At 63.1% G+C, this 19,394-nt stretch carries 16 protein-coding genes; 10 read left to right on the top strand and 6 right to left on the bottom strand.

The features are described from left to right. Positions 1-72: 72 nt before the first annotated feature. From G9X68_RS28395 to G9X68_RS28385, 3 genes are all read right to left on the bottom strand, one after another. Positions 73-1,305 carry an ABC transporter substrate-binding protein gene (locus tag G9X68_RS28395; RefSeq protein ID WP_171605222.1) on the bottom strand — a complete coding sequence of 411 codons (1,233 nt, stop codon included), beginning with the start codon at positions 1,303-1,305 and terminating at the stop codon, positions 73-75. 62 nt (positions 1,306-1,367) lie between these two features. Continuing rightward, complete coding sequence (locus tag G9X68_RS28390; RefSeq protein ID WP_171605221.1) at positions 1,368-2,270, bottom strand: TIM barrel protein; 903 nt, start codon at positions 2,268-2,270, stop codon at positions 1,368-1,370. A gap of 11 nt (positions 2,271-2,281) precedes the next feature. Then, positions 2,282-3,316 carry a Gfo/Idh/MocA family oxidoreductase gene (locus G9X68_RS28385; RefSeq protein ID WP_171605220.1) on the bottom strand — a complete coding sequence of 345 codons (1,035 nt, stop codon included), beginning with the start codon at positions 3,314-3,316 and terminating at the stop codon, positions 2,282-2,284. 215 nt (positions 3,317-3,531) lie between these two features. Here G9X68_RS28385 and G9X68_RS28380 point away from each other — a divergent pair, with 215 nt between their 5' ends. After that, positions 3,532-4,575, top strand: coding sequence for a substrate-binding domain-containing protein (locus G9X68_RS28380; protein WP_171605219.1), 1,044 nt, complete (start codon positions 3,532-3,534; stop codon positions 4,573-4,575). Positions 4,576-4,637: 62 nt separating this feature from the next. Here G9X68_RS28380 and G9X68_RS28375 read toward each other — a convergent pair whose 3' ends face one another. Further along, entirely contained in the window at positions 4,638-5,975 is a 1,338-nt protein-coding gene (locus G9X68_RS28375; protein WP_171605218.1) for an LLM class flavin-dependent oxidoreductase, read from the bottom strand. 322 nt (positions 5,976-6,297) lie between these two features. Between G9X68_RS28375 and G9X68_RS28370 the strand changes: the two genes are divergently transcribed. Beyond that, entirely contained in the window at positions 6,298-7,515 is a 1,218-nt protein-coding gene (locus G9X68_RS28370; RefSeq protein WP_171605217.1) for an SfnB family sulfur acquisition oxidoreductase, read from the top strand. 78 nt (positions 7,516-7,593) lie between these two features. Here the strand turns inward: G9X68_RS28370 and G9X68_RS28365 are convergent, their stop codons facing one another. After that, positions 7,594-8,802, bottom strand: a complete 1,209-nt coding sequence (locus tag G9X68_RS28365; RefSeq protein WP_171605216.1) for an acyl-CoA dehydrogenase family protein — start codon at positions 8,800-8,802, stop codon at positions 7,594-7,596. A 77-nt stretch (positions 8,803-8,879) separates the two neighbouring features. Next, on the bottom strand, positions 8,880-9,926 hold the full coding sequence (locus tag G9X68_RS28360) for a substrate-binding domain-containing protein (RefSeq protein WP_171605215.1): 1,047 nt from the start codon (positions 9,924-9,926) through the stop codon (positions 8,880-8,882). A gap of 236 nt (positions 9,927-10,162) precedes the next feature. Between G9X68_RS28360 and G9X68_RS28355 the strand changes: the two genes are divergently transcribed. From G9X68_RS28355 to G9X68_RS28320, 8 genes are all read left to right on the top strand, one after another. Next, positions 10,163-11,647 carry a sugar ABC transporter ATP-binding protein gene (locus tag G9X68_RS28355; protein WP_171605214.1) on the top strand — a complete coding sequence of 495 codons (1,485 nt, stop codon included), beginning with the start codon at positions 10,163-10,165 and terminating at the stop codon, positions 11,645-11,647. After that, positions 11,644-12,705 carry an ABC transporter permease gene (locus tag G9X68_RS28350; protein ID WP_171605213.1) on the top strand — a complete coding sequence of 354 codons (1,062 nt, stop codon included), beginning with the start codon at positions 11,644-11,646 and terminating at the stop codon, positions 12,703-12,705. The genes G9X68_RS28355 and G9X68_RS28350 overlap by 4 nt, the downstream gene beginning before the upstream one ends. 17 nt (positions 12,706-12,722) lie before the next feature. Next, a complete protein-coding gene (locus tag G9X68_RS28345) occupies positions 12,723-14,120 on the top strand; it encodes an LLM class flavin-dependent oxidoreductase (protein WP_171605212.1) in 1,398 nt (465 codons plus the stop codon). Positions 14,121-14,339: 219 nt separating this feature from the next. Further along, positions 14,340-15,959, top strand: coding sequence for an ABC transporter substrate-binding protein (locus G9X68_RS28340; protein ID WP_171605211.1), 1,620 nt, complete (start codon positions 14,340-14,342; stop codon positions 15,957-15,959). A 40-nt stretch (positions 15,960-15,999) separates the two neighbouring features. After that, on the top strand, positions 16,000-16,989 hold the full coding sequence (locus G9X68_RS28335; protein ID WP_171605210.1) for an ABC transporter permease subunit: 990 nt from the start codon (positions 16,000-16,002) through the stop codon (positions 16,987-16,989). Next, complete coding sequence (locus tag G9X68_RS28330) at positions 16,986-17,819, top strand: ABC transporter permease (protein ID WP_171605209.1); 834 nt, start codon at positions 16,986-16,988, stop codon at positions 17,817-17,819. Before G9X68_RS28335 ends, G9X68_RS28330 begins: the two co-directional genes overlap by 4 nt. Further along, on the top strand, positions 17,816-18,610 hold the full coding sequence (locus tag G9X68_RS28325; protein ID WP_171605208.1) for an ABC transporter ATP-binding protein: 795 nt from the start codon (positions 17,816-17,818) through the stop codon (positions 18,608-18,610). Before G9X68_RS28330 ends, G9X68_RS28325 begins: the two co-directional genes overlap by 4 nt. Further along, positions 18,607-19,386, top strand: a complete 780-nt coding sequence (locus tag G9X68_RS28320; protein ID WP_171605207.1) for an ABC transporter ATP-binding protein — start codon at positions 18,607-18,609, stop codon at positions 19,384-19,386. The genes G9X68_RS28325 and G9X68_RS28320 overlap by 4 nt, the downstream gene beginning before the upstream one ends. The last annotated feature ends 8 nt before the right edge of the window (positions 19,387-19,394 follow it).

Genomic DNA, 19,394 nt, shown 5'->3' with positions numbered 1-19,394 from the left:
GCGTTGCTTCCGGGTTCCTCTTCTCCCCGCCGGGGGAGAAGAGGGAGCAAGCGGCTCGCTCGCAGCCAATGATCAGCCTAGTACTGCCTTGATCTTGTCGGCTGCCTGGTCGAGCGCGTCTTTGGGGCTCATCTGGCCGGTGAGTGCCGCCTGGATGGCGTCCTGGATCGCCTTGGAGATCTTCGGCCATTGCGGATGCGGGCCGCGCGGCTTGGCGTATTTCAGCTGTTCGAGGAAGACCTTGAGGGCGGCATCCTTCAGCGGCTGGCCGGTCTCGGGGATCGAGATGTCGGAACGCGCCGGAAGCTGGCCGAAATTCTTGAACATCTTGTCGTCTTGCGAGGCGAAAAATTCGAGCGCCTTGAAGGCTTCGGCCGGATGTTTGCTGGTGGCGAAGATCGCCCAGTTGAAGTCGCCCATGGCCGACGAGCGTTCAGCCCCTTCCTTCGGGACCGGAAGCAGGGTGACGCCCCAGTCGAACTTCGCTTCCTGGCTCATGCGGTCGAGCTCCCAGGGACCCGAGATCGCCATTGCCGCATTGCCTGAGTTGAAGGTGCCGGTCGAATCCCACTGGCCGCGCGTCAGTGTATCGGGAGAAGCGAGCTTCTCGTCCATGATCGTCTTCCAGACCTCGAGCGCCTTCACCGCGCCGTCGGCATTGATGTTTTCATAGCTGCCGCCGCCCATCTGGGCCCAGGGAAGGAACTGGAAAGTGCCCTCCTCGTTGGCTTTGGCCGAGAAGGCGAGACCGTAGACGTTCTTGGCGGGATCGGTCAGCTTGCGCGCATCCTCGACGAGCTCGTCCCAGGTCTGCGGCGGCTTGTTCGGATCGAGGCCCTTCGCCTTGAACATGTCCTTGTTGTAGTAGAGCGCGATCGTGTTGGTCGCCTTCGGCACGCCAAAATACTTGCCGTCCCACTCGACCGATTTCAGCGGTCCCGGGAAATAGTTCTCCGGCTTGATGACGGTCGACTTGGCGATCATGTCGGTGAGATCGAGGAAGGCGCCGCGCGAAGAAAACAGCGCATGCTCCGGATTGTCGACGGCGATGATGTCGGGCGCCTGGCCGGTCGCATAGGCGCGCATCGCCTCGGTGACGACGTCGTCGAACTGGATCAGCCGATATTCGATCTTGATGCCGTTGTTCTGGGCATTGAACTCCTTGACGAGGTTCGGCGCCGGCTGGATGTCCCTGTCCAGCGACCAGAGCGTCAGCGTGACGTCCTCGGCCTTGGCCGAAAGGCCGGTGAGCGAAACGCCTGCAAGCGCGAGAGCGCCCAGAATTGCATATTTGCGGATAGCCATGGTTCTCCTCCTTTGTGGTTATCCCCGTTTCCGGCAATTCCTCCTTGCCGGCCACGATATCATCAGATCGGATCGACGACGAATTCGCCGCCCCGGGCATGCTTGAGGTGGTTCAGCGCATAGACCTGGCCGGTCATTTCAAGCGCATCGCGATAGACCGGGTCGTGCCAGCCTTCGATATCGATCGAGCCCGACCAGCCGGCAAGGCGCAGCTCGGAAATGATGTCGGTCCAGTTGCTGTCGCCGAAGCCCGGCGTGCGCATGAAGACGAACTTTTCCTTGCCGAAGATGCCGTGTTCCTTGATGACTTCCCAGCGGATGGTCGCGTCCTTGCCGTGGACGTGGAAGAACTTGTGCGCCCATTTGCGGATCTGCGGCAAAGGGTCGATCAGATAAACCATCTGATGGCACGGTTCCCACTCCAGCCCGATATTATCATCCGGCGTCTCGTTGAAAATCAGTTCCCAGGCATCGGGATTGTGGGCGATGTTCCAGTCGCCGCTTGCCCAGTTGCCATCCATGGCGCAATTCTCGAAGGCGATCTTGACGCCCTTGTCGGCAGCACGCTTGGCAAGCTCGCTCCAGATCTGTTTGTAGCGAGGCAGGCTGTCGGTCAGCGGCTTGCCGCGGATGCGGCCGGTGAAGCCGGCAATGCAGGTGGCGCCGAAATGATGGGCATTGTCGATGCAATCCTTCCAGCCCTGCAGCGTCTCAAGGTCGATTGCGGTCTCTTCCAGCGGATTGCCGAACATGCCGAGCGTCGAGATGGTGATGTCGCGGTCACCGATCGCATCGAGGCAGCGCTTGCCGAGTTCGGCAAGGTCCTGGCCCTTCGTCGTCTGCCAGAAGAAAGGCTCGAAGCTTTCGAAGCCCATGTCGGCGATCTCGCCGATGCGGGTTGCGGCATCGCCTTTGTTACCGCTGACCATGGTGCCGATACGAATGGATTTTGCAGAGTTGCTCACGTCACTTGATCCTATGCTGAAATTTCGACGCGCCTGCCCGTCTTGGCGCTTTCGATCGCGCCGAAGACCATGGCAAGGCTTCGGATATTGTCGGAATTGACCGTCTCGGGCCGTTTGCCGGTGCCGATCGCCGCGATGAAGTCGGCGATGACGCTGGCATGGCCATGGGTTTCCTCGTCATGTTCCGGACCGGGAACGTTTACGGCAACAAAACCGCGTAGAAGGCCGGGCTCTTCGCCGGCGATGGACGCCTTGAAATTCTCTTCGCCATCCCAGGCGAGCATTCCGTTCGAACCGACGAGGCGCCACTGGCTTTCCCAGCTGGTGCGCTCGCCCTCGGCGCACCAGGAGCCGCGATAGGTGAAGACGATGTCGTCGGAAAATTCGAAGATGGCATTGGCCGAGGCGCCGTGGCGGTACCATGAACCCTTCGGATTGCGCTCGACGCAATAGACGGCAAGCGGCTTCCTGTCGGCGACGTAACGGGCGGCATCGAAGGTGTGGATCGCCATGTCGAGAAGCAGCACGTTGTCCATCTCTTCGCGGAAGCCGCCGAAATGCGGCGCCAGGAAGAAGTCGCAATGGATGCCGGTGAGTTCTCCGATCGCCCCGCTGTCAACGAAACGGCGCAGGCGCCTGATGCCCGATATGAAGCGACGGTTCTGGATGACGGCATGGATGCGGCCGGTCTCGGCGGCAAGATCGATCAGCGCGGCACCCTCGGCAAGCGAGGCCGCCATCGGCTTTTCGCTAAGCACATGGCAGCCCGCCTTGAGGGCGGTGGAAACGATGTCGTAGCGTGCGGCCGGAATGACGATGTCGAAGACCAAGTCGGCCTTTGTGGCCGCGATGACGTCGGACAGGTCCGAACCGATGACGGCGCCTTCAAGGCCGAACTCCGCGGCGAGCTTCTCCGCCGTCTCCCGGTTCAGGTCGACGAGGCCGACGATGGTGATCGAGTCGGCCAGCAGAGGGTTGGAAGCAATGGCTCGCAACCAACCTTTGGACATAGCTCCGCACCCGCACAGAATGGCACTGAATTTCACGATTTCCTCCAGGGGAACGGTGTCAACTCTCCTCGTGACACGCACTCCGTAAACGTTTACGACTGTAGGCGAAAACATTTTGCGGTGTCAATAGACGGCAAATGGGAAATTACGGGCCCAGATCCGGACGGATCTGAATTATAGAAATGGAGCATGATGTCGTCCGAAAACCGCGCACACTTTTCGGCATCATGCTCCCGGGAAAATCGTCAGCGATGAAGGGGATTCGCCAGCTTGCCGAACACCTAAATATCTCGATCGGCACGGTCTCCCGCGCGCTGAACGGCAAGCCCGATGTCAATCAGGAAACCCGCCGGCGGGTGCTGGCGGCGGCCGAGGAGCTCGGCTATGTCGCGAACCAGTCTGGGCGGAGCCTGCGGCAGGGAGAGACGAAGGTCATCGGGTTGATGATCGAATCCAGCAAGGAGACGGTCGAGAATGCCGACAACTTCTTCCTTGGCGTCACCAGCGGCCTGCAGAGCGTCTTTGCCCGCCACAAGCTCGACCTCCTCATGCTGCCCTGCCCGAGCGATGAGGACCCACACGAATATCTGAAGCGGATGGTGGCGCGGCGTATCGTCGATGCGATGATCATCTCGGACACGCAGCGCGTCGACCGGCGCATCGACTTTCTGTCGCGGGCGAAGATCCCCTTCGTCGCGCTCGGCCGCAGCCTTTCGGCCAGCAATTCTCCATGGATCGATCTCGATTTCGAGGGCGTGGCCGACCACGCCGTCGAGCGGCTGATCGCGCTGGGCCACCGCCGGATCGTGATCACCGCGCCGTCGAGCGAGGTCAACCTCGGCTATCTCTTTATCGAAAGCTATCGCCGGGCGCTCGAGCGGCACGATATTCCCTTCGACTCGTCACTCGTCATCCGCGTCAAGTCGAGTGAACAGGGCGGCTATCAGGCCGCCCATGAGCTGCTGCTGCTCGAAGAGCGGCCGACGGCGGTGATCCTGATCTACGAGCTGATGGCGATCGGCCTTTACCGCCGCCTGATGGAATCGGGCGTCATGCCCGGCCGCGACCTTGCGGTGATCGGCTTCCGCGACGCTCCGCGCGCACGGTTCCTGCAGCCCTCGCTCAGTTGCTTTCGCATGTCACTCTACGATCTCGGCGTCGCGCTCGGCCGGATGCTTCTCGCCAACATGCCGGCCTATCGAGATTTCTATCCGGGAGGCGAGCGCAACATCATCTGGCCCCTCGAACTGATGCCGGGCGAAAGCGACGCGTTTCAGGTCCGGGTTACAGCTTGAGCGCTATGGGTTTGCTTCCGGAAGCGGAAGCGTGGCCCGTCCATTCCAGCGGTAGCGACGCTTCATGTGCCAGCAGGGAAGAACCGGTTCTCCGGCCGCGGCAATCCGAGATGTTCGCGCAGCGTCGTGCCCTCGTATTCGCTGCGGAACAGGCCGCGGCGCTGCAATTCGGGAACCAGCCGTTCCGTGACGTCGGTGAGACCCTGCGGCAGATAGGGGAAGACGATGTTGAAACCGTCCGAACCCTCCTCGTCAAGCCAGCGCTCCATCTCGTTGGCGATGCTGGCCGGCGTGCCGACGAAGGCGAGGCCGGCATAGCCGCCGTAGCGCTGTGCCAGCTGCCGCACCGTCAGATTTTCTCCGGCGGCAAGCTTCAGCACCTGGGCGCGGCCGGTCTTGCTGGCATTGGTGTCGGGAACATCGGCCGGCAGCGGCGCGTCGGGATCGAAGCCCGAAGCGTCATGGCCGAGTGCGATCGAAAGCGAAGCGATGGCGCTGTCGTAATGCACCAGGCTGTCGAGGGTGGCGCGTTTGGCACGTGCCTCGTCGATGCTGTCGCCGACGATGATGAAGGCGGCGGGCAGGATCTTCAGATGGTCACGGTTGCGGCCGTTGGCTTCCATGCGGCCCTTGATATCGGCATAGAGCGCCTTGCCGGCGGCAAGATCGCGCGGCGAACAGAAGACCATCTCCGCGGTCTCGGCGGCAAGCTGGCGGCCGGGGTCCGACTGGCCGGCCTGGACGATGACAGGCCAGCCCTGCGGCGGCCGGGCAATATTGAGCGGCCCGCGCACGCTCAGCTCCTCGCCCTTGTGGCCGAGCACATGCATCTTTTCCGGATCGAAGAACAGGCCGCTTTCCCGGTCGCGGATGAAGGCATCGTCGGCGAAACTATCCCAGAGCCCGGTGACCACATCATAGAATTCCCGGGCGCGATGATAACGCTCGCCATGCTCCACATGTTCGTCGAGGCCGAAATTGAGCGCGGCATCAGGGTTCGACGTCGTGACGATGTTCCAGCCGGCGCGGCCGCCGCTGATATGGTCGAGCGAGGCGAAACGCCGGGCAATGTGATAGGGCTCGTCGAAGGTTGTGGAGGCCGTGGCGACGAGGCCGATGCGCTCCGTCACCGCTGCCAGCGCCGAGAGCAGCGTGAAGGGCTCGAAGGAGGTCACGGTGTGGCTGCGCCTGAGCGCCTCGACCGGCATGTTGAGCACGGCAAGGTGATCGGCCATGAAGAAGGCGTCGAATTTCGCCCGCTCCAACGCTTGTGCGAAGGACTTCAGATGGGCGAAATTGAAATTGGCGTCGGGATAGGAACCGGGATAGCGCCAGGCGCCGGTATGCAGGCTGACGGGACGCATGAAGGCGCCGAGGCGCAACTGCCGTGAACGTGTCATGATTTTCCTCATGGATCGGGCAAGGCGGCCGCCCTGCCCCGCATTGGCGTTCTTTCTGCAACCGGCGCGGTGACGCACCTGACATCGGTTACGTAGGAGGTCCCCGTCGTCAAAACGAGACCGGGAGCGCCAGTTCTGGGCAGGAATTTTATTGCTTCCCAGGCGACCTCGTTGCATGAGTGTCGGACCGCAACACTAAACGGGGGCGGTCGAAGCCTGATAAGCAAACACTTTTTATTTTCCATTGCATCTATAGAATTTGTGCTCTTATCTCGACGCTTAATTTCTTTCACCGATAGGCTCGTCAGAATTGGAGACATCGATGAACACAGTGCTGAGGCAAGCAGATCAGATCCGGCCCGTGGCCGACCGTATCGGCAGCGATGATGAGGCGATCGCCACCGCCCGCAGACTGGCGGCGCAATTCGCCGCACGTGCCGCCGAGCGCGACGCCGACCGGATCCTGCCATTTAGCGAACTCGATCTTCTCGCCCAGTCCGGCCTTCTGGCGATCACCGTGCCGGCGCAATATGGCGGGCTTGACGTTTCCAACGCCGTGCTTGCCGAGATCACCGCGATCCTGTCTGAGGCGGACGGTTCGATCGGCCAGATCCCGCAGAACCATTTCTATATCCTCGAGGCGCTCAGAACCGACGGCGGCGAGGAGCAGCAGCGCTATTTCTTCGGCCGCGTGCTGGCCGGCGATCGTTTCGGAAATGCGCTATCCGAGCGCGGCACTAAGACGGTCGGCCACTACAATACGCGCATCACCCGCGACGGTCCCGGTTATCGGATCAACGGCCGCAAATTCTATTCGACCGGCGTCCTCTTCGCCGACTGGATCACCATCTTTGCGCTCGATCCGGAGGATCGGCTGACCATGGCCTTTGTGCCGAAGGGCACCGAAGGTGTCGAGATCGTCGACGACTGGGACGGTTTTGGCCAGCGCACCACCGGCAGCGGCACGACGATCCTCGACAATGTCTATGTCAGCGCCGATTCCGTGGTTTTCCATCACAAGGGCTTCGAGCGGCCGACGACGATCGGCTCCGTCGGTCAGATCATCCATGCCGGCGTCGATCTCGGTATCGCACGGGCGGCCTTTGCCGAAACGCTGGAGTTCGTCAGGACGAAATCGCGCGCCTGGATGGATAGCGGCCTTGAGCGAGCCTCAGACGATCCGCTGACGATCGCCAAGGTCGGCCAGATCGCCATTCGCCTGGAAGCTGCAACGGCTCTCGTGGAGCGCGCCGGGCACAAGGTCGATGCGGCGCAGGTCGAGACGACGGAGGAAAAGGTGATCGCGGCAACGCTGGCCGTCGCTGCGGCGAAGGTGCTGACCACCGAAGTGGCGCTGGAGGCCTCGAACACGCTTTTCGAGCTTGCCGGCACCTCGTCGGTACAAACAGGCCTCAACCTCGACCGCCACTGGCGCAATGCCCGCACCCATACGCTGCACGATCCCGTGCGTTGGAAATATCACGTCGTCGGCAACTACCATTTGAACGGCGTAACGCCGCCGAAGAACGGCGCGCTCTGAAATCTCCCCTCTTCCAACCGAAAACCCCACCGCCGGTGCCGGCAGTGGGGTTTTTGCTTTCGATGAATGATGGCCGCCTCAGCTATAGAGGCTGACCTCCGGTATCTTGTCGTTCAGCACGAATTCACCGACTTCCTTCGCCTTGTAGAAGACGGGATCGTGCAGCGTATGGGTGCGGACATTGCGCCAGAACCGGTCGAAACGGTATTTGTCGGCCGTTGAGCGCGCGCCCGTCAGCTCGAAGACGCGCGAGGTGATGTCGAGCGAGACATGAGTGGCGTGGACTTTGGCGGCATAGGCTTCCGCCGCCGCCTCGCCGCGCTCGCGCGCCGTCACATCGCGGCCGCGGGCAAGGCCCGCCTGCACGGCTGATGCCGCACTGTCGGCAAGGGCTGCCGAAGCCTTCAGCGCGGCGGTGAATTCGCCGACGCGTTCGAGGATATAAGGATCATCCGCCGCCCGCTCGACACCCGAGGTGATCCATGGCCGGGTCGTGTTGCGGACGTAATCGACGGCCGCCTGCAGCGCGCCTTCCGCGGTGCCGAGATAGAAATTGACGAAGACCAGTTGGATGAACGGCGTATTGAAGGTCGACAGCACCGGCGGCGCCACATCGGGTGCAGCCGGCGCGCCGACGAAATCCTCCTCGTAGACGGGGAAATCATGAAATTCGACGCTACCGCTGTCCGACAGGCGCTGGCCGATATTGTCCCAGTCGTCGTTGGCGACGTAACCTTGACGATTGGTCGGCACGGCGAAACCGGCGATCTTGTCGTCGAGCGTCGCGTTGGCATTGATATAGTCGGAGACCCGAGCCGCCGTGGAAAAGGACTTGCGTCCGTTCAACACATAGCCGTTGCCGCGACGGGTGAGCACCAGCCCGGGATCGCGGGGATTGACGGCTGCCCCCCAATAGAGGTTCCTGGCGACCGTATCGCTGCCCAGCGCATGGGCGCGCGCCGCATCAAGCGCCCAATAGATGTACTGGCTATTGACGTAGTGGTAGCCGAGCAGCTGGCCGATCGAGCTCTCGCCGCGGGCGAGAATGCGCACCAGCCTCAGCCCGTCGACCCAATCGAGGCCACCGCCGCCGATTTGCGTGGGATGCAGCGCATTGAGCAGCCCGGCATTCTTCAATTTGACGATCTCGGCGAGCGGTGGACGGCCTTCGCGGTCGAGGTCGGCGGCGCGCCGCGAAAGGTCGGCAGAGATCTCCTCGGCACGGGTAAAGAGGTCTTCTCGCGTCGGGTTGCGGCTGGCCGCAAAGATGACATTGGATTGGCTCATGGGCGGAACTCCAATTCTTCAAAAGATGATCCGGCGGGAGCCGCACGCTTCCGCCGGAAGGATCGAAGTGCGAGTTCTCAGAACAGCTTGTCCGGGATCCAGCTGGCGGTCGCCGCATCGCTCGTGCTGAAGGCCGGGATCTTTTCGGCCAGTTCCTCGATCGTCTTGACGCCGGCTGCGCGCAGGCTTTCCTGCGTCAGAAGCGTCGGCTTCACGGTGATTTGGTGAGGAACCGTCTGCCCGGCGATTTCGAGGGCGGCGGCGCGAATGGAGACGGCGCCGACGACGGCAGGATTGGTCGCGACGGTCGCAACCCAAGGGCTGCCTTCCTCGGTGATTTCCTGGATATCGGCCGTCGAGACGTCGGCCGAATAGATCTTGAGCTTGTTTGCTATGCCGAGGTCGTTGGCGGCAAGCTTCACGCCGCGGGCGAATTCGTCATAGGGGGCGAAGACGACCGAAATATCGGGATTGGCGGTCAGCACGGCCTTCGCCTGATCGGCAGTCGAGGTCGCCGTCGTGTCGCTGACATTGCCGAAGCGGGCCTTTTCGACCACCCCTTTATTGTCCGACTTGAACTTGTCCCAGACTTCGTTGCGGCGGTCGAGCGGCGCAAAGCCGGCGACATAGACATAACCGGCGTTGAAGTTCTCGCCGTTGTCCTTCACCACCTGTTCGAGCGCCAATGATGCGAGTTCGTGATCGCTCTGCTCCACCTGCGGAATCTTGGGATTGTTGAGGTTGACGTCGAAGGCCACGACCTTGATGCCCTTGTCGAGCGCCTGCTGCACGACGTCGCCGAGCGATTCCGGCAGGCCGTGGTCGATGATGATGCCGGAGACGCCGAGATTGATCGCCTGCAAGATCTGCTCGCGCTGTTCGGCGGCATCCTGCCGGCCGGGGAAGATGCGCAGGTCGATATCCAGCGCCTTGGCCTGGGCTTCAGCCCCTGCCTGGTAGGCCTGGAAGAAATCGCCGGCCGAAATGTAGCTGATCAGAGCCACCTTGACGCCGCCCTTGTCGAAGGGGGCCGGAGCGCCGGACAGGCCGTCGGCTTTTGCGCCTTGAATGAAAATGAACGGAATGACGGCGGCAGACAGTGCGAGCCGTGCGAGGGATTTCATCGTCGCGTTCCTTTTAGCAATCGGGAGCGTCGTCTGACAGGTCTGGCAGCCCTCGCGACGCATCGGATTATTTAGATATAATCTCTATGTTTTTAGTAGAGTAAATGATCCGATTTTATGGGCTGCGGGAGATTCTTTGTTTCCCGGGGACAGATTGTGAGGGAAAGGCGTGCCTGGAGTTCGACCGCCGGGACAGGGCACACTCCGGCTTCGATTGCAGTCCCGGACCTTTGTCGATGCCGCTTCTTCACATTGAAAATATCACCCGCAGTTTCGGGTCGACGCGGGCGCTGGCCGGTGCTGATCTTTCGATCGAGCGCGGCGAGATCGTGGCGCTGATGGGGGCAAACGGCGCGGGCAAATCGACGCTGGTAAAGATCCTTTCCGGCGTGCTTCCCGCCGATGGCGGCACGGTCAGCCTCGATGGCCGTCCCTTTGCGCCGCGCAGCCCGGCCGAAGCGGCAAGGGCCGGTGTCGTCACCGTGCACCAATCGACAGATCTCGTCGGTGCAGCCGGCCTGAGTGTTGCCGATGCCCTGCTGCTCAACCGCTTCGCCGATCGCAGCACGTCTTTCTTCGTTTCGCGTGCCGGCATCCGCCGTGCCGCGCAGTCCATGCTCGATGTCGCCGGCTTCAGCCTGCCGCTCGACCGTGATTTCGGTGAACTCACCAGCGCCGACCGGCAGCTGGTGGCGATCGCCCGGGCGCTTGCCAACCGCGCCGATCTCCTCATCCTCGACGAGCCGACGGCAAGCCTTTCCGGAGAGGAGAGCCGCCGGCTCTTCGACATTCTTCTCAGCCTGCGCAAGCGGGGCCTGGCGATCCTCTATATCTCGCACCGCACTGCTGATCTCGAAGCCATCGCCGACCGCGCGCTCGTCATGCGCGGCGGCCGCGTCGTCGGCACCTTCTCGCGGCCGATCGATTTTTCGAGCGCCATCGAGACGATGATCGGCCGCAGACTGGAGGCGGCTCGGCCGGATGCGCGGCCTGCGACCGGACCAGTGATTTTCGAGATGCGCGACGTCCGCCTGCTCTCTGGGGCCGCCTCCTTCGATCTGTCATTGCATGAGGGCGAGGTGGTGGCGGTGACCGGTGTGCTCGGCGCCGGCAAGAGCCGACTGTTGTCGGCAATCTTCGGGGTGACGGCGCTTGCCGGCGGCGCGATGTTCCTCGGCGGCCGGCCCTACCGGCCGAAAAACCCCGCCGAAGCGATCGCCGCAGGTGTGGCGATGGCAGCCGAAGACCGTCATCGTTCCTCGCTGATGCCGCCCGCATGGCCCGGTCATTCGCTGTCTGCGACGATCAGCTTGCCGCATCTTGGCAAATGGTATCCGCGCGGTTTCCTTGTCGGCGGCCGTGAACGACGCGAGGCCGAGCAGGCGATCGCCCGTCTCGGCATCAAGGCCGCCGGTCCCCTCGCCTCGGTCTGGTCGCTCTCCGGCGGCAACCAGCAGAAGGCGGTGATCGCCCGCTGGGAGGCGGAGCCGAGCCGGCTGCTACTGCTCGACGAACCCTTCCAGGGTGTCGACGTCGGCGCCCGTCACGACATCATCCGGGCAATCCGCGCCCGCACCGACCGGGCGACGCTGATCGCGACCTCCGATCCGGAGGAGGCCTATGAGGTGGCCGACCGCATCCTCGTCATCGACCGCCACGTATTGAGGCCTGCGGCAGACGGGGCCGCTCTTGCCTCCGCAATCCAGGGAATATCCGCATGACGACGATCGACGACGACACTCTTCCACAGGCAAGCGCCCGGCCGAAGGCATCGCCGCAAGCCGATAATGGTCGTCTTGCCGCCTTCGGGGCATTTCTCCGGGCGGGCGCGGTGTTCATCCTGCTGGCGCTGCTCGTCATCGCCTTCACCATCGCCGAGCCCGCCTTCATCAATATCGCCAATCTGATGAGCATCCTGCAGGCTGTGTCCGTCGTCGCCATCCTCGGCGCCGGCGTCACCGTCACACTGGCCGTCGGCGGTTTCGACCTGTCGATCGGCGCGGTCGCCGCATCGAGCGTGATGGCGGCGAGTTATGCGATGATCGTCTGGCACCTTGATGCCTATGCGACGGTGCCGCTGGTGCTCGCCTTTGGCGCCCTGATCGGCCTCGTCAACGCCTTCCTCATCGTCCGCCTGAAGGTGCCGGATCTGCTGGCGACGCTGGCGATGATGTTCCTGCTTTCCGGCTTACAGCTGATCCCGACCGCCGGCCGATCGATTTCGGCCGGCCTCACCCTGCCTGATGGATCGAAGGCGACCGGCGCCTACGACCCGGCCTTCCTGCTGATCGGCCGCTACAGCATCCTTGGCACCCTGCCCGTTTCCGTGGTGCTGATGGCGGTGGTCGCCGTCGTCCTCTTCATCCTCACCGAGCGCACCCGCATCGGCCGCTTGCTCTTTGCGACCGGCGGCAACGAGGTCGCCACCCGGCTTGCCGGCGCCTCGACGGTGCGGCTGAAGACGCTCGCCTATGTCCTATCGGGCACGCTGGCATCGCTCGGCGGCATCGTCATCGCTGCCCGCGTCGGGCGTGGTGATATCTCGTCCGGCGGCTCGCTGCTGATGGATTCGGTTGCCGCAGCCCTGATCGGCTTTGCCGTCTTCAATTTGCGCCGTCCGAACGTGCTTGGCACCATTGCCGGCGCCGTCTTCGTCGGCGTGCTGCTGAACGGCCTCACCATGCTGAACGCTCCCTATTACACCCAGGATTTCGTCAAAGGCGCCGTGCTCGTCGGCGCCTTAGCGCTGACCTACGGCCTCGGCCGCAGCAATCCCTAATTTCAAGGAAGAAAGACATGACCCGCGAAATCAGGCTGAACGCCTTCGACATGAATTGCGTCGGACACCAGTCGCCGGGGCTCTGGCGCCATCCGCGCGACAAATCCTGGACCTACAAGGATCTCGACTACTGGGTGCATCTGGCAAAGACGCTGGAGCGCGGCAAATTCGATGGCCTGTTCATCGCCGACGTGCTGGGCGTCTACGACGTGCTGAACGGCAATGTCGATGCCGCCCTTCGCCATTCGGCGCAGGTGCCGGTCAACGATCCTCTGCAGCTCATCCCGACCATGTCCTACGAGACCGAGCATCTCGGCTTCGGGCTGACGGCATCGCTCTCCTTCGAGCATCCCTACACTTTCGCCCGCCGCATCTCGACGCTCGACCACCTGACCAAGGGGCGCGTCGGCTGGAATATCGTCACCTCCTATCTCAACAGCGGCGCGCTCAATATCGGCCAGCCGGCGCAGACGAAGCATGATGACCGCTACGACCTCGCCGAAGAATATCTTGAGGTCTGCTACAAGCTCTGGGAGGGAAGCTGGGAGGACGACGCGGTCGTCCGCGACCGGGAAAGCGGTATCTTCACCCATCCTGACAAGGTCCACCCGATCCGCCATTCCGGCAAGCATTTCAGCGTACCCGGCATCCACTTGAGCGAACCCTCGCCGCAGCGCACGCCAGTGCTCTACCAGGCCGGCGCTTCCAGCCGCGGCAAGGATTTCGCTGGCGCCCATGCCGAGTGCATCTTCGTCGCATCCCCATCGAAAGCCGTGCTGAAACGTTACGTTGCCAATGTCCGCGAGGCGGCCGAACGCGTCGGCCGCAACCCGCGTGAAATCCTTGCCTTCAACCTGCAGACGGTGATCCTCGGCGAAACCGATGCGGAGGCGCAGCGGAAGTTCAACGAATACCGCAAATACGCCTCCTTCGAGGGCGCGCTGACGCTGATTTCCGGCTGGACGGGCATTGATTTCGGCCAGTTCGGGCCGGACGAAGTGCTGCGGCACCGCCATACCAATGCGGTGCAATCGGCCGTCGAGACCTTCACCACCATCGATCCCACCAAGGAATGGACGGTGCGCGAAATGGCCGACTGGGTCGGCGTCGGCGGTTTCGGCCCTGTTTTCGTCGGCTCGCCGCAAACGGTCGCCGATCTGATGCAGGAATGGATCGAGGATACCGATGTCGACGGCTTCAACCTTGCCTATGCCGTGACGCCCGAGAGTTTCGAGGATGCCGTCGATCTGCTGGTGCCGGAACTGCAAAAGCGCGGCGTCTACAAGACCGACTACGCCAAGGGAACGTTGCGGGAAAAACTCGGGGGAGCGGGGCCGCGGCTCGTCGCGCCACATCCGGGGGCGGCCTATCGCAACCTCGCCGGAGAACCGGTCAGACTTGCCGCCGGCGGCTGACCGGCAGTGATTGCCTACAGCACCGCGCGTCTTTTAGACGCGCAAAGGTCGCTGTAACACTTTGAATTACTGCATAATTCCTTAGAATTATGCAGTGGCGAATGCGCACAGGACAGAAAAATATCTCGCCCGGTCGGCGCATTCGAATTTAATATCTGTCGCAATGATCTTTTCGCCGCGAATATAGTGCGGCGAATTGTTCACTGATCAGGAGGGGTCATGACCGTACCATCTATCTCGCGGCGCACGCTGATGAAGGGCACCGCCCTGCTGCTTGCCTCGACGGCGCTCGCCCGGCAGGCGCTCGCCCAGACCGCGCAGACCACTCCCGCCGGCGGCCGGCTGATCGTTGCGGCCGATTCCGAGCCGAAGAACCTCAATCCTGCCATCGTCGCCTCGAACGGCGTCTTCTTCGTCGCCAGCAAGGTGATCGAGCCGCTCGCCGAAGCGTCGTTCGACGGCAAGGACGGGCTTTCACCGCGCCTCGCCACCTCCTGGGAAGGCTCGGCCGATGGCCTTTCCGTCACCTTCAAGCTCCGCGACGGCGTCACCTGGCACGATGGCAAGCCGTTCACCTCGGTCGACGTCGCCTTCTCGGCACTCAACATCTGGAAGCCGCTGCAGAATCTCGGCCGCCTGGTTTTCGCCAATCTCGAAGCCGTTGATACGCCCGATGATTACACCGCCATCTTCCGCTTCTCCAAGCCGACGCCGTTCCAGCTGATCCGCAACGCACTGCCTGTCGTCACCAGCGTCGTTGCCAAGCACATCTTCGACGGTACCGATATCGCCACTAATCCGGCCAACAATAAGCTCGTCGGCACCGGCCCGTTCAAATTCGCCGAACACAAGCCCGGCGAATATTACCGGCTGACGCGCAATGAAAACTATTGGAACAAGGAGCAGCCGAAACTCGACGAGATTGTCTTCCGCATGCTGCCCGATCGCGAGTCGGCGGGTGCTGCACTCGAAGCAGAGGAAATCCAGCTTGCCGCCTTCTCCGCGGTGCCGCTCGCCGATCTCGACCGCATCTCCAAGGTCGACGGCATCAAGGTGATCTCGAAGGGCTATGAGGCTTTGACCTATCAGCTCGTCGTCGAGATCAATCATCGTCGCAAGGAATTGGCCGATCTCAGGGTCCGTCAGGCGATCGCGCAGGCGATCGACAAGAAATTCGTGGTCGACACCATCTTCCTCGGTTATGCCGCGGCCTCGACCGGCCCGGTGCCGAAGAATGCGCCGGAGTTCTATACACCCGATGTCGCGACCTATGCGTTCGACCCTGCGGCCGCCAACGATATCCTCGACAAGGCAGGATACAGCCAAGGGCCTGACGGCAACCGCTTTACGCTGAAGCTTCGCCCCGCGCCCTATTTCAACGAGACGCGCCAGTTCGGCGATTACCTTCGCCAGGCGCTCGCGGTGATCGGCATCAATGCGGAGATCGTCAATGCCGATGCGGCCGCGCACCAGAAGGCGGTCTATACCGACCACGACTTCGACCTTGCCGTCGGTCCGCCGGTCTTCCGCGGTGATCCGGCGATCTCGACCACCATTCTCGTCCAGTCCGGCACGCCAGCCGGCGTGCCCTTCTCCAATCAGGGCGGCTACGTCAATCCGGAACTCGACAAGATCATCAAACAGGCCTCGGAGACTGTCGACACGGCGGCGCGCACCGATCTCTACCGCAAGTTCCAGCAGCTCGTCGTCGCCGATCTGCCGCTGATCAACGTCGCGGAATGGGGTTTCATCACCGTCGCACGCGACAGCGTGCTCAACGTCTCGGATAACCCGCGTTGGGCTGTCTCGAACTGGGGCGATACGGCGCTGCAATCGTGATAGGATCGACGGCAATTCTCTTCCAGAGGCCCTGTCCGGCGTGAGACGTGCAATCATCCTCCTGAGGCGCAGGGCGATCAGCAGCATTCCAGTGCTGCTGATCGTGGTGATCTTCACCTTTTTCCTGCTTGAATCCGCCTCGGGCGATGCCGTCGACGCCTATCTCGGCTCGATCGGCGGCGGCGATGCCGCACTTAGGCAATCGCTGCGCGAGAGCTACGGCCTCGACCAATCGATGTTCGCGCGCCTCTGGCTCTATCTTTCCTCACTCGCACGCTTCGATCTCGGCTGGTCGATCGCCTTCAACAGGCCGGTCGGTGCGCTCATCGCCGAACGCCTGCCCAATACGCTGCTTTTGATGGGCAGCGCAACAGCACTCTCCTTCGGCCTCGGCTCGGCGCTCGGCATCCTTGCCGGCGCGCGGCCGGGCAGCCTGCGTGACCGGCTGCTGTCGATCGGCTCGCTGATCGTCTATGCCATTCCGAGCTTCTGGCTCGGCCTGGTTCTGAGCATCGCCTTTTCAGTGAAGCTGCGCTGGTTTCCGATCGCCGGCGTCGAGACGATCGCTTCGGGAAAGACAGGATTTTCGCGCGCACTCGATATCGCCGATCATCTCGTTCTGCCGGTCGGCGCGCTCGCCCTGATCTATCTCGCTCTGTTCCTGCGGGTGATGCGCAGCGGCATGGCCGAGGCCTGGAAGCTCGATTTCGTGCTCTTCGCCCGCGCCAAGGGTCTGTCGCGGAGCCGGATCGTGCTGCGCCATGTCGCGCGCAACGCGTTGCTGCCCCTCGTCACCATGCTCGGGCTGCAATCGGCGGCCATGCTCGGCGGCAGCGTGGTGATCGAGAGCATCTTTGCAATCCCGGGTTTCGGGCGGCTAGCGCAGGAGGCGGTCAACGGCCGCGACGCGCCGTTGTTGATGGGCATCATCGTCACCAGCTCCGTCCTGGTCATCTCGGTCAATTTCCTCGTTGATCTCGTCTATGCCGCACTTGACCCGCGCATCGGGGCTTCGGAGGGCGGCGCATGAGCTGGCTGCGGCGCCTGCTACGCACGCCGGAAGGTGCGGCCGGACTTGCGATCCTTCTCGTCCTGCTTTTGGCCGGGCTGCTCGCTCCCGTTATTTCGCCGGGCGATCCGCTGAAAATTGCCGGCCGCGCCCTGCTGGCGCCGTTCACCGATCCGGGTTTTCCGCTCGGCACCGACCGTCTCGGCCGCGACGTGCTGGCGGGCCTGCTCTATGGTGCCAGAACCTCGCTTGCCGTCGGCCTGGCGGCTGCGTTTGCGGCCATGGTGCTGGGGCTCTGCGTCGGCATGGCGGCCGGTTTTGCCGGCGGCCTCGTCGACGAGGCGCTGATGCGCGTGGTCGATGCCTTTCAGATCGTGCCGGGCTTCCTGCTCGCCCTTGCCTTCGTCAGCACCATCGGCGTGTCGACACCCATTGTCGTCCTTGCCATCGCACTCGGCACCTGGGCCGATCCGGCCCGGTTGACGAGAGCGCAGGTGCTTGCGATCCGCGAGCAGGATTACATCGCCTCTGCAAGGGTGATCGGCATGCATCCAGCCGAGATCGCCTTCCGGGAAATACTGCCGAACGCGCTGCCGCCGGTGTTGGCGCTCTCCGCCACCATTGTCGCTGGCGCGATCCTCACCGAGGCAGCGCTGTCTTTCCTCGGCCTCGGCAATCCCAATATAGCCACCTGGGGTTCGATGATCGCCGAGGGTCGCAGCGTGCTGCGTTCGGCATCCTATCTCTCGATCATACCGGGTGCGGCCCTCGCCGTGACCGTGCTTGGCGTCCATCTCTTCAGCGAGGGTCTAGGCAAGGCGCTTGGCGATGACGGTGTGAGGGCGGCATGAGTAGGATTTTTGTGAGCCTGCGACAGCTTTCGGTCACCTACGGGCGCGGCAGGAGCGGTGCGGCCGCGCTCGACAATATCGACCTTGATATCGTCGCCGGCGAAAGGCTGGCGATCATCGGCGAAAGCGGTTCCGGCAAGAGCACGCTTGCCCGCGCGCTTGCCGGTCTGCTGCCGGAGGGAACGAAGGTCGGCGGTGAGATGTTCTGGCCCGGCCTTGGCCATCCGCCCCGCCCGGGGCGCGATTTCGGCTTCGTCTTCCAGGATCCGGGTTCCAGCCTCAACCCCGTCCTCACGGTCGGCGAGCAGGTTGCCGAGGGCGCCAGGCGCCATCTCGGCCTCAGCTGGAAACAGGCCTATATCAGGGCCGAGGAATTGCTTGAGCGGGTGAGAATACCGCAGCGGGACAGGGCGATGCGGTCTTTTCCGCATCAGCTCTCCGGCGGCCAGCGCCAACGCGTGGCGATCGCCGCTGCCATCGCTGCGAAGCCTGCGCTGCTGATCGCCGACGAGGCGACCAGCGCGCTCGACGTCGTCGTCCAGGCCGAGATCGTACGCCTGCTCGACGGGCTGGTGCGCGAGGACGGCATGACGCTGCTCTTCATCACCCACGATATCGCGCTGGCCTCCGGCTTTGTCGATCGCATCGCCGTTTTCCACAATGCGAGGCTGGTCGAGGCAGGCCCCGTCCGTTCGGTGCTTTCGGCGCCTGAGAGCGACTATACCGCCGCCCTCATCGCCAGCCATCGCGATCTCGCGACGCCACCGCTGATCGCTGAGGCGCTGCCATGAACGATGTGCTGCTCTCCGTCGAACACCTGTCGAAAGGATTTTCTTCTGCGGGTCGCCAGGTTGCCGCTCTCGACAATGTGTCGCTGACGATCGCGCCTGGGGAAACGCTCGGTCTCGTTGGCGCCTCCGGCAGTGGAAAATCGACGTTATCGCGCATCCTGCTGCGGCTTGTTGCGGCCGACGCCGGCTCGATCCGTTTCGAGGGAGAGGATTGGCTCGCGCTGAACGGCGCGCCTTTGCGCCGCCGGCGGGGGCGCATGCAGATGGTGTTCCAAGATCCGCTCGCCGCCTTCAATCCGCTGGCGACCGTCGGTGCGGCACTCGACGATCCGCTTCGCATCCACGGCGTCGCAAAAGACCGGCGCCCCGGGGAGATCGTCGAGCTGCTGGAGCGAGTCGGCCTCACCGCAGATCATGCCGGCCGTCCGGTGCGGGCACTCTCCGGCGGCCAGCGGCAGCGCGTGGCGATTGCGCGTGCGATCGCAACACGGCCCTCGCTGCTGGTGCTCGATGAGGCGGTCTCGGCGCTCGATGTGACCGTGCGCGGCAGGATCCTCGAGCTTCTGGTCGATCTGCAGAAAGAACAGGGCATTGCCTGTCTGTTCATTTCGCACGATCTTGCCGTGGTGCGCGCCGTCTCCCACCGCATCGCCGTTATGGATGGCGGGCGGATCGTCGAGACCGGCCCGGCAGCGGCGGTCGTTGCCGGGCCGCAATCGGAGGCCGCCCGTGCGCTCGTTGCTGCCGTCCCCCGTCTCGTGACCGATCCTTGCTGAAGGAAGTA

This window comes from Rhizobium changzhiense (assembly GCF_013087625.1).
Lineage (GTDB): Bacteria > Pseudomonadota > Alphaproteobacteria > Rhizobiales > Rhizobiaceae > Rhizobium > Rhizobium sophorae.
Note: the sequence above shows the minus strand (reverse complement) of the source record. Positions and strands in the feature narration are given on the sequence as shown.

Coding starts and splice junctions, on each gene's coding strand:
- G9X68_RS28395 (WP_171605222.1), bottom strand. CDS start 1,305: ATGGCTATCCGCAAATATGCAATTCTGGGCGCTCTCGCGCTTGCAGGC.
- G9X68_RS28380 (WP_171605219.1), top strand. CDS start 3,532: ATGAAGGGGATTCGCCAGCTTGCCGAACACCTAAATATCTCGATCGGC.
- G9X68_RS28375 (WP_171605218.1), bottom strand. CDS start 5,975: ATGACACGTTCACGGCAGTTGCGCCTCGGCGCCTTCATGCGTCCCGTC.
- G9X68_RS28370 (WP_171605217.1), top strand. CDS start 6,298: ATGAACACAGTGCTGAGGCAAGCAGATCAGATCCGGCCCGTGGCCGAC.
- G9X68_RS28365 (WP_171605216.1), bottom strand. CDS start 8,802: ATGAGCCAATCCAATGTCATCTTTGCGGCCAGCCGCAACCCGACGCGA.
- G9X68_RS28360 (WP_171605215.1), bottom strand. CDS start 9,926: ATGAAATCCCTCGCACGGCTCGCACTGTCTGCCGCCGTCATTCCGTTC.
- G9X68_RS28355 (WP_171605214.1), top strand. CDS start 10,163: ATGCCGCTTCTTCACATTGAAAATATCACCCGCAGTTTCGGGTCGACG.
- G9X68_RS28350 (WP_171605213.1), top strand. CDS start 11,644: ATGACGACGATCGACGACGACACTCTTCCACAGGCAAGCGCCCGGCCG.
- G9X68_RS28345 (WP_171605212.1), top strand. CDS start 12,723: ATGACCCGCGAAATCAGGCTGAACGCCTTCGACATGAATTGCGTCGGA.
- G9X68_RS28340 (WP_171605211.1), top strand. CDS start 14,340: ATGACCGTACCATCTATCTCGCGGCGCACGCTGATGAAGGGCACCGCC.
- G9X68_RS28330 (WP_171605209.1), top strand. CDS start 16,986: ATGAGCTGGCTGCGGCGCCTGCTACGCACGCCGGAAGGTGCGGCCGGA.
- G9X68_RS28325 (WP_171605208.1), top strand. CDS start 17,816: ATGAGTAGGATTTTTGTGAGCCTGCGACAGCTTTCGGTCACCTACGGG.
- G9X68_RS28320 (WP_171605207.1), top strand. CDS start 18,607: ATGAACGATGTGCTGCTCTCCGTCGAACACCTGTCGAAAGGATTTTCT.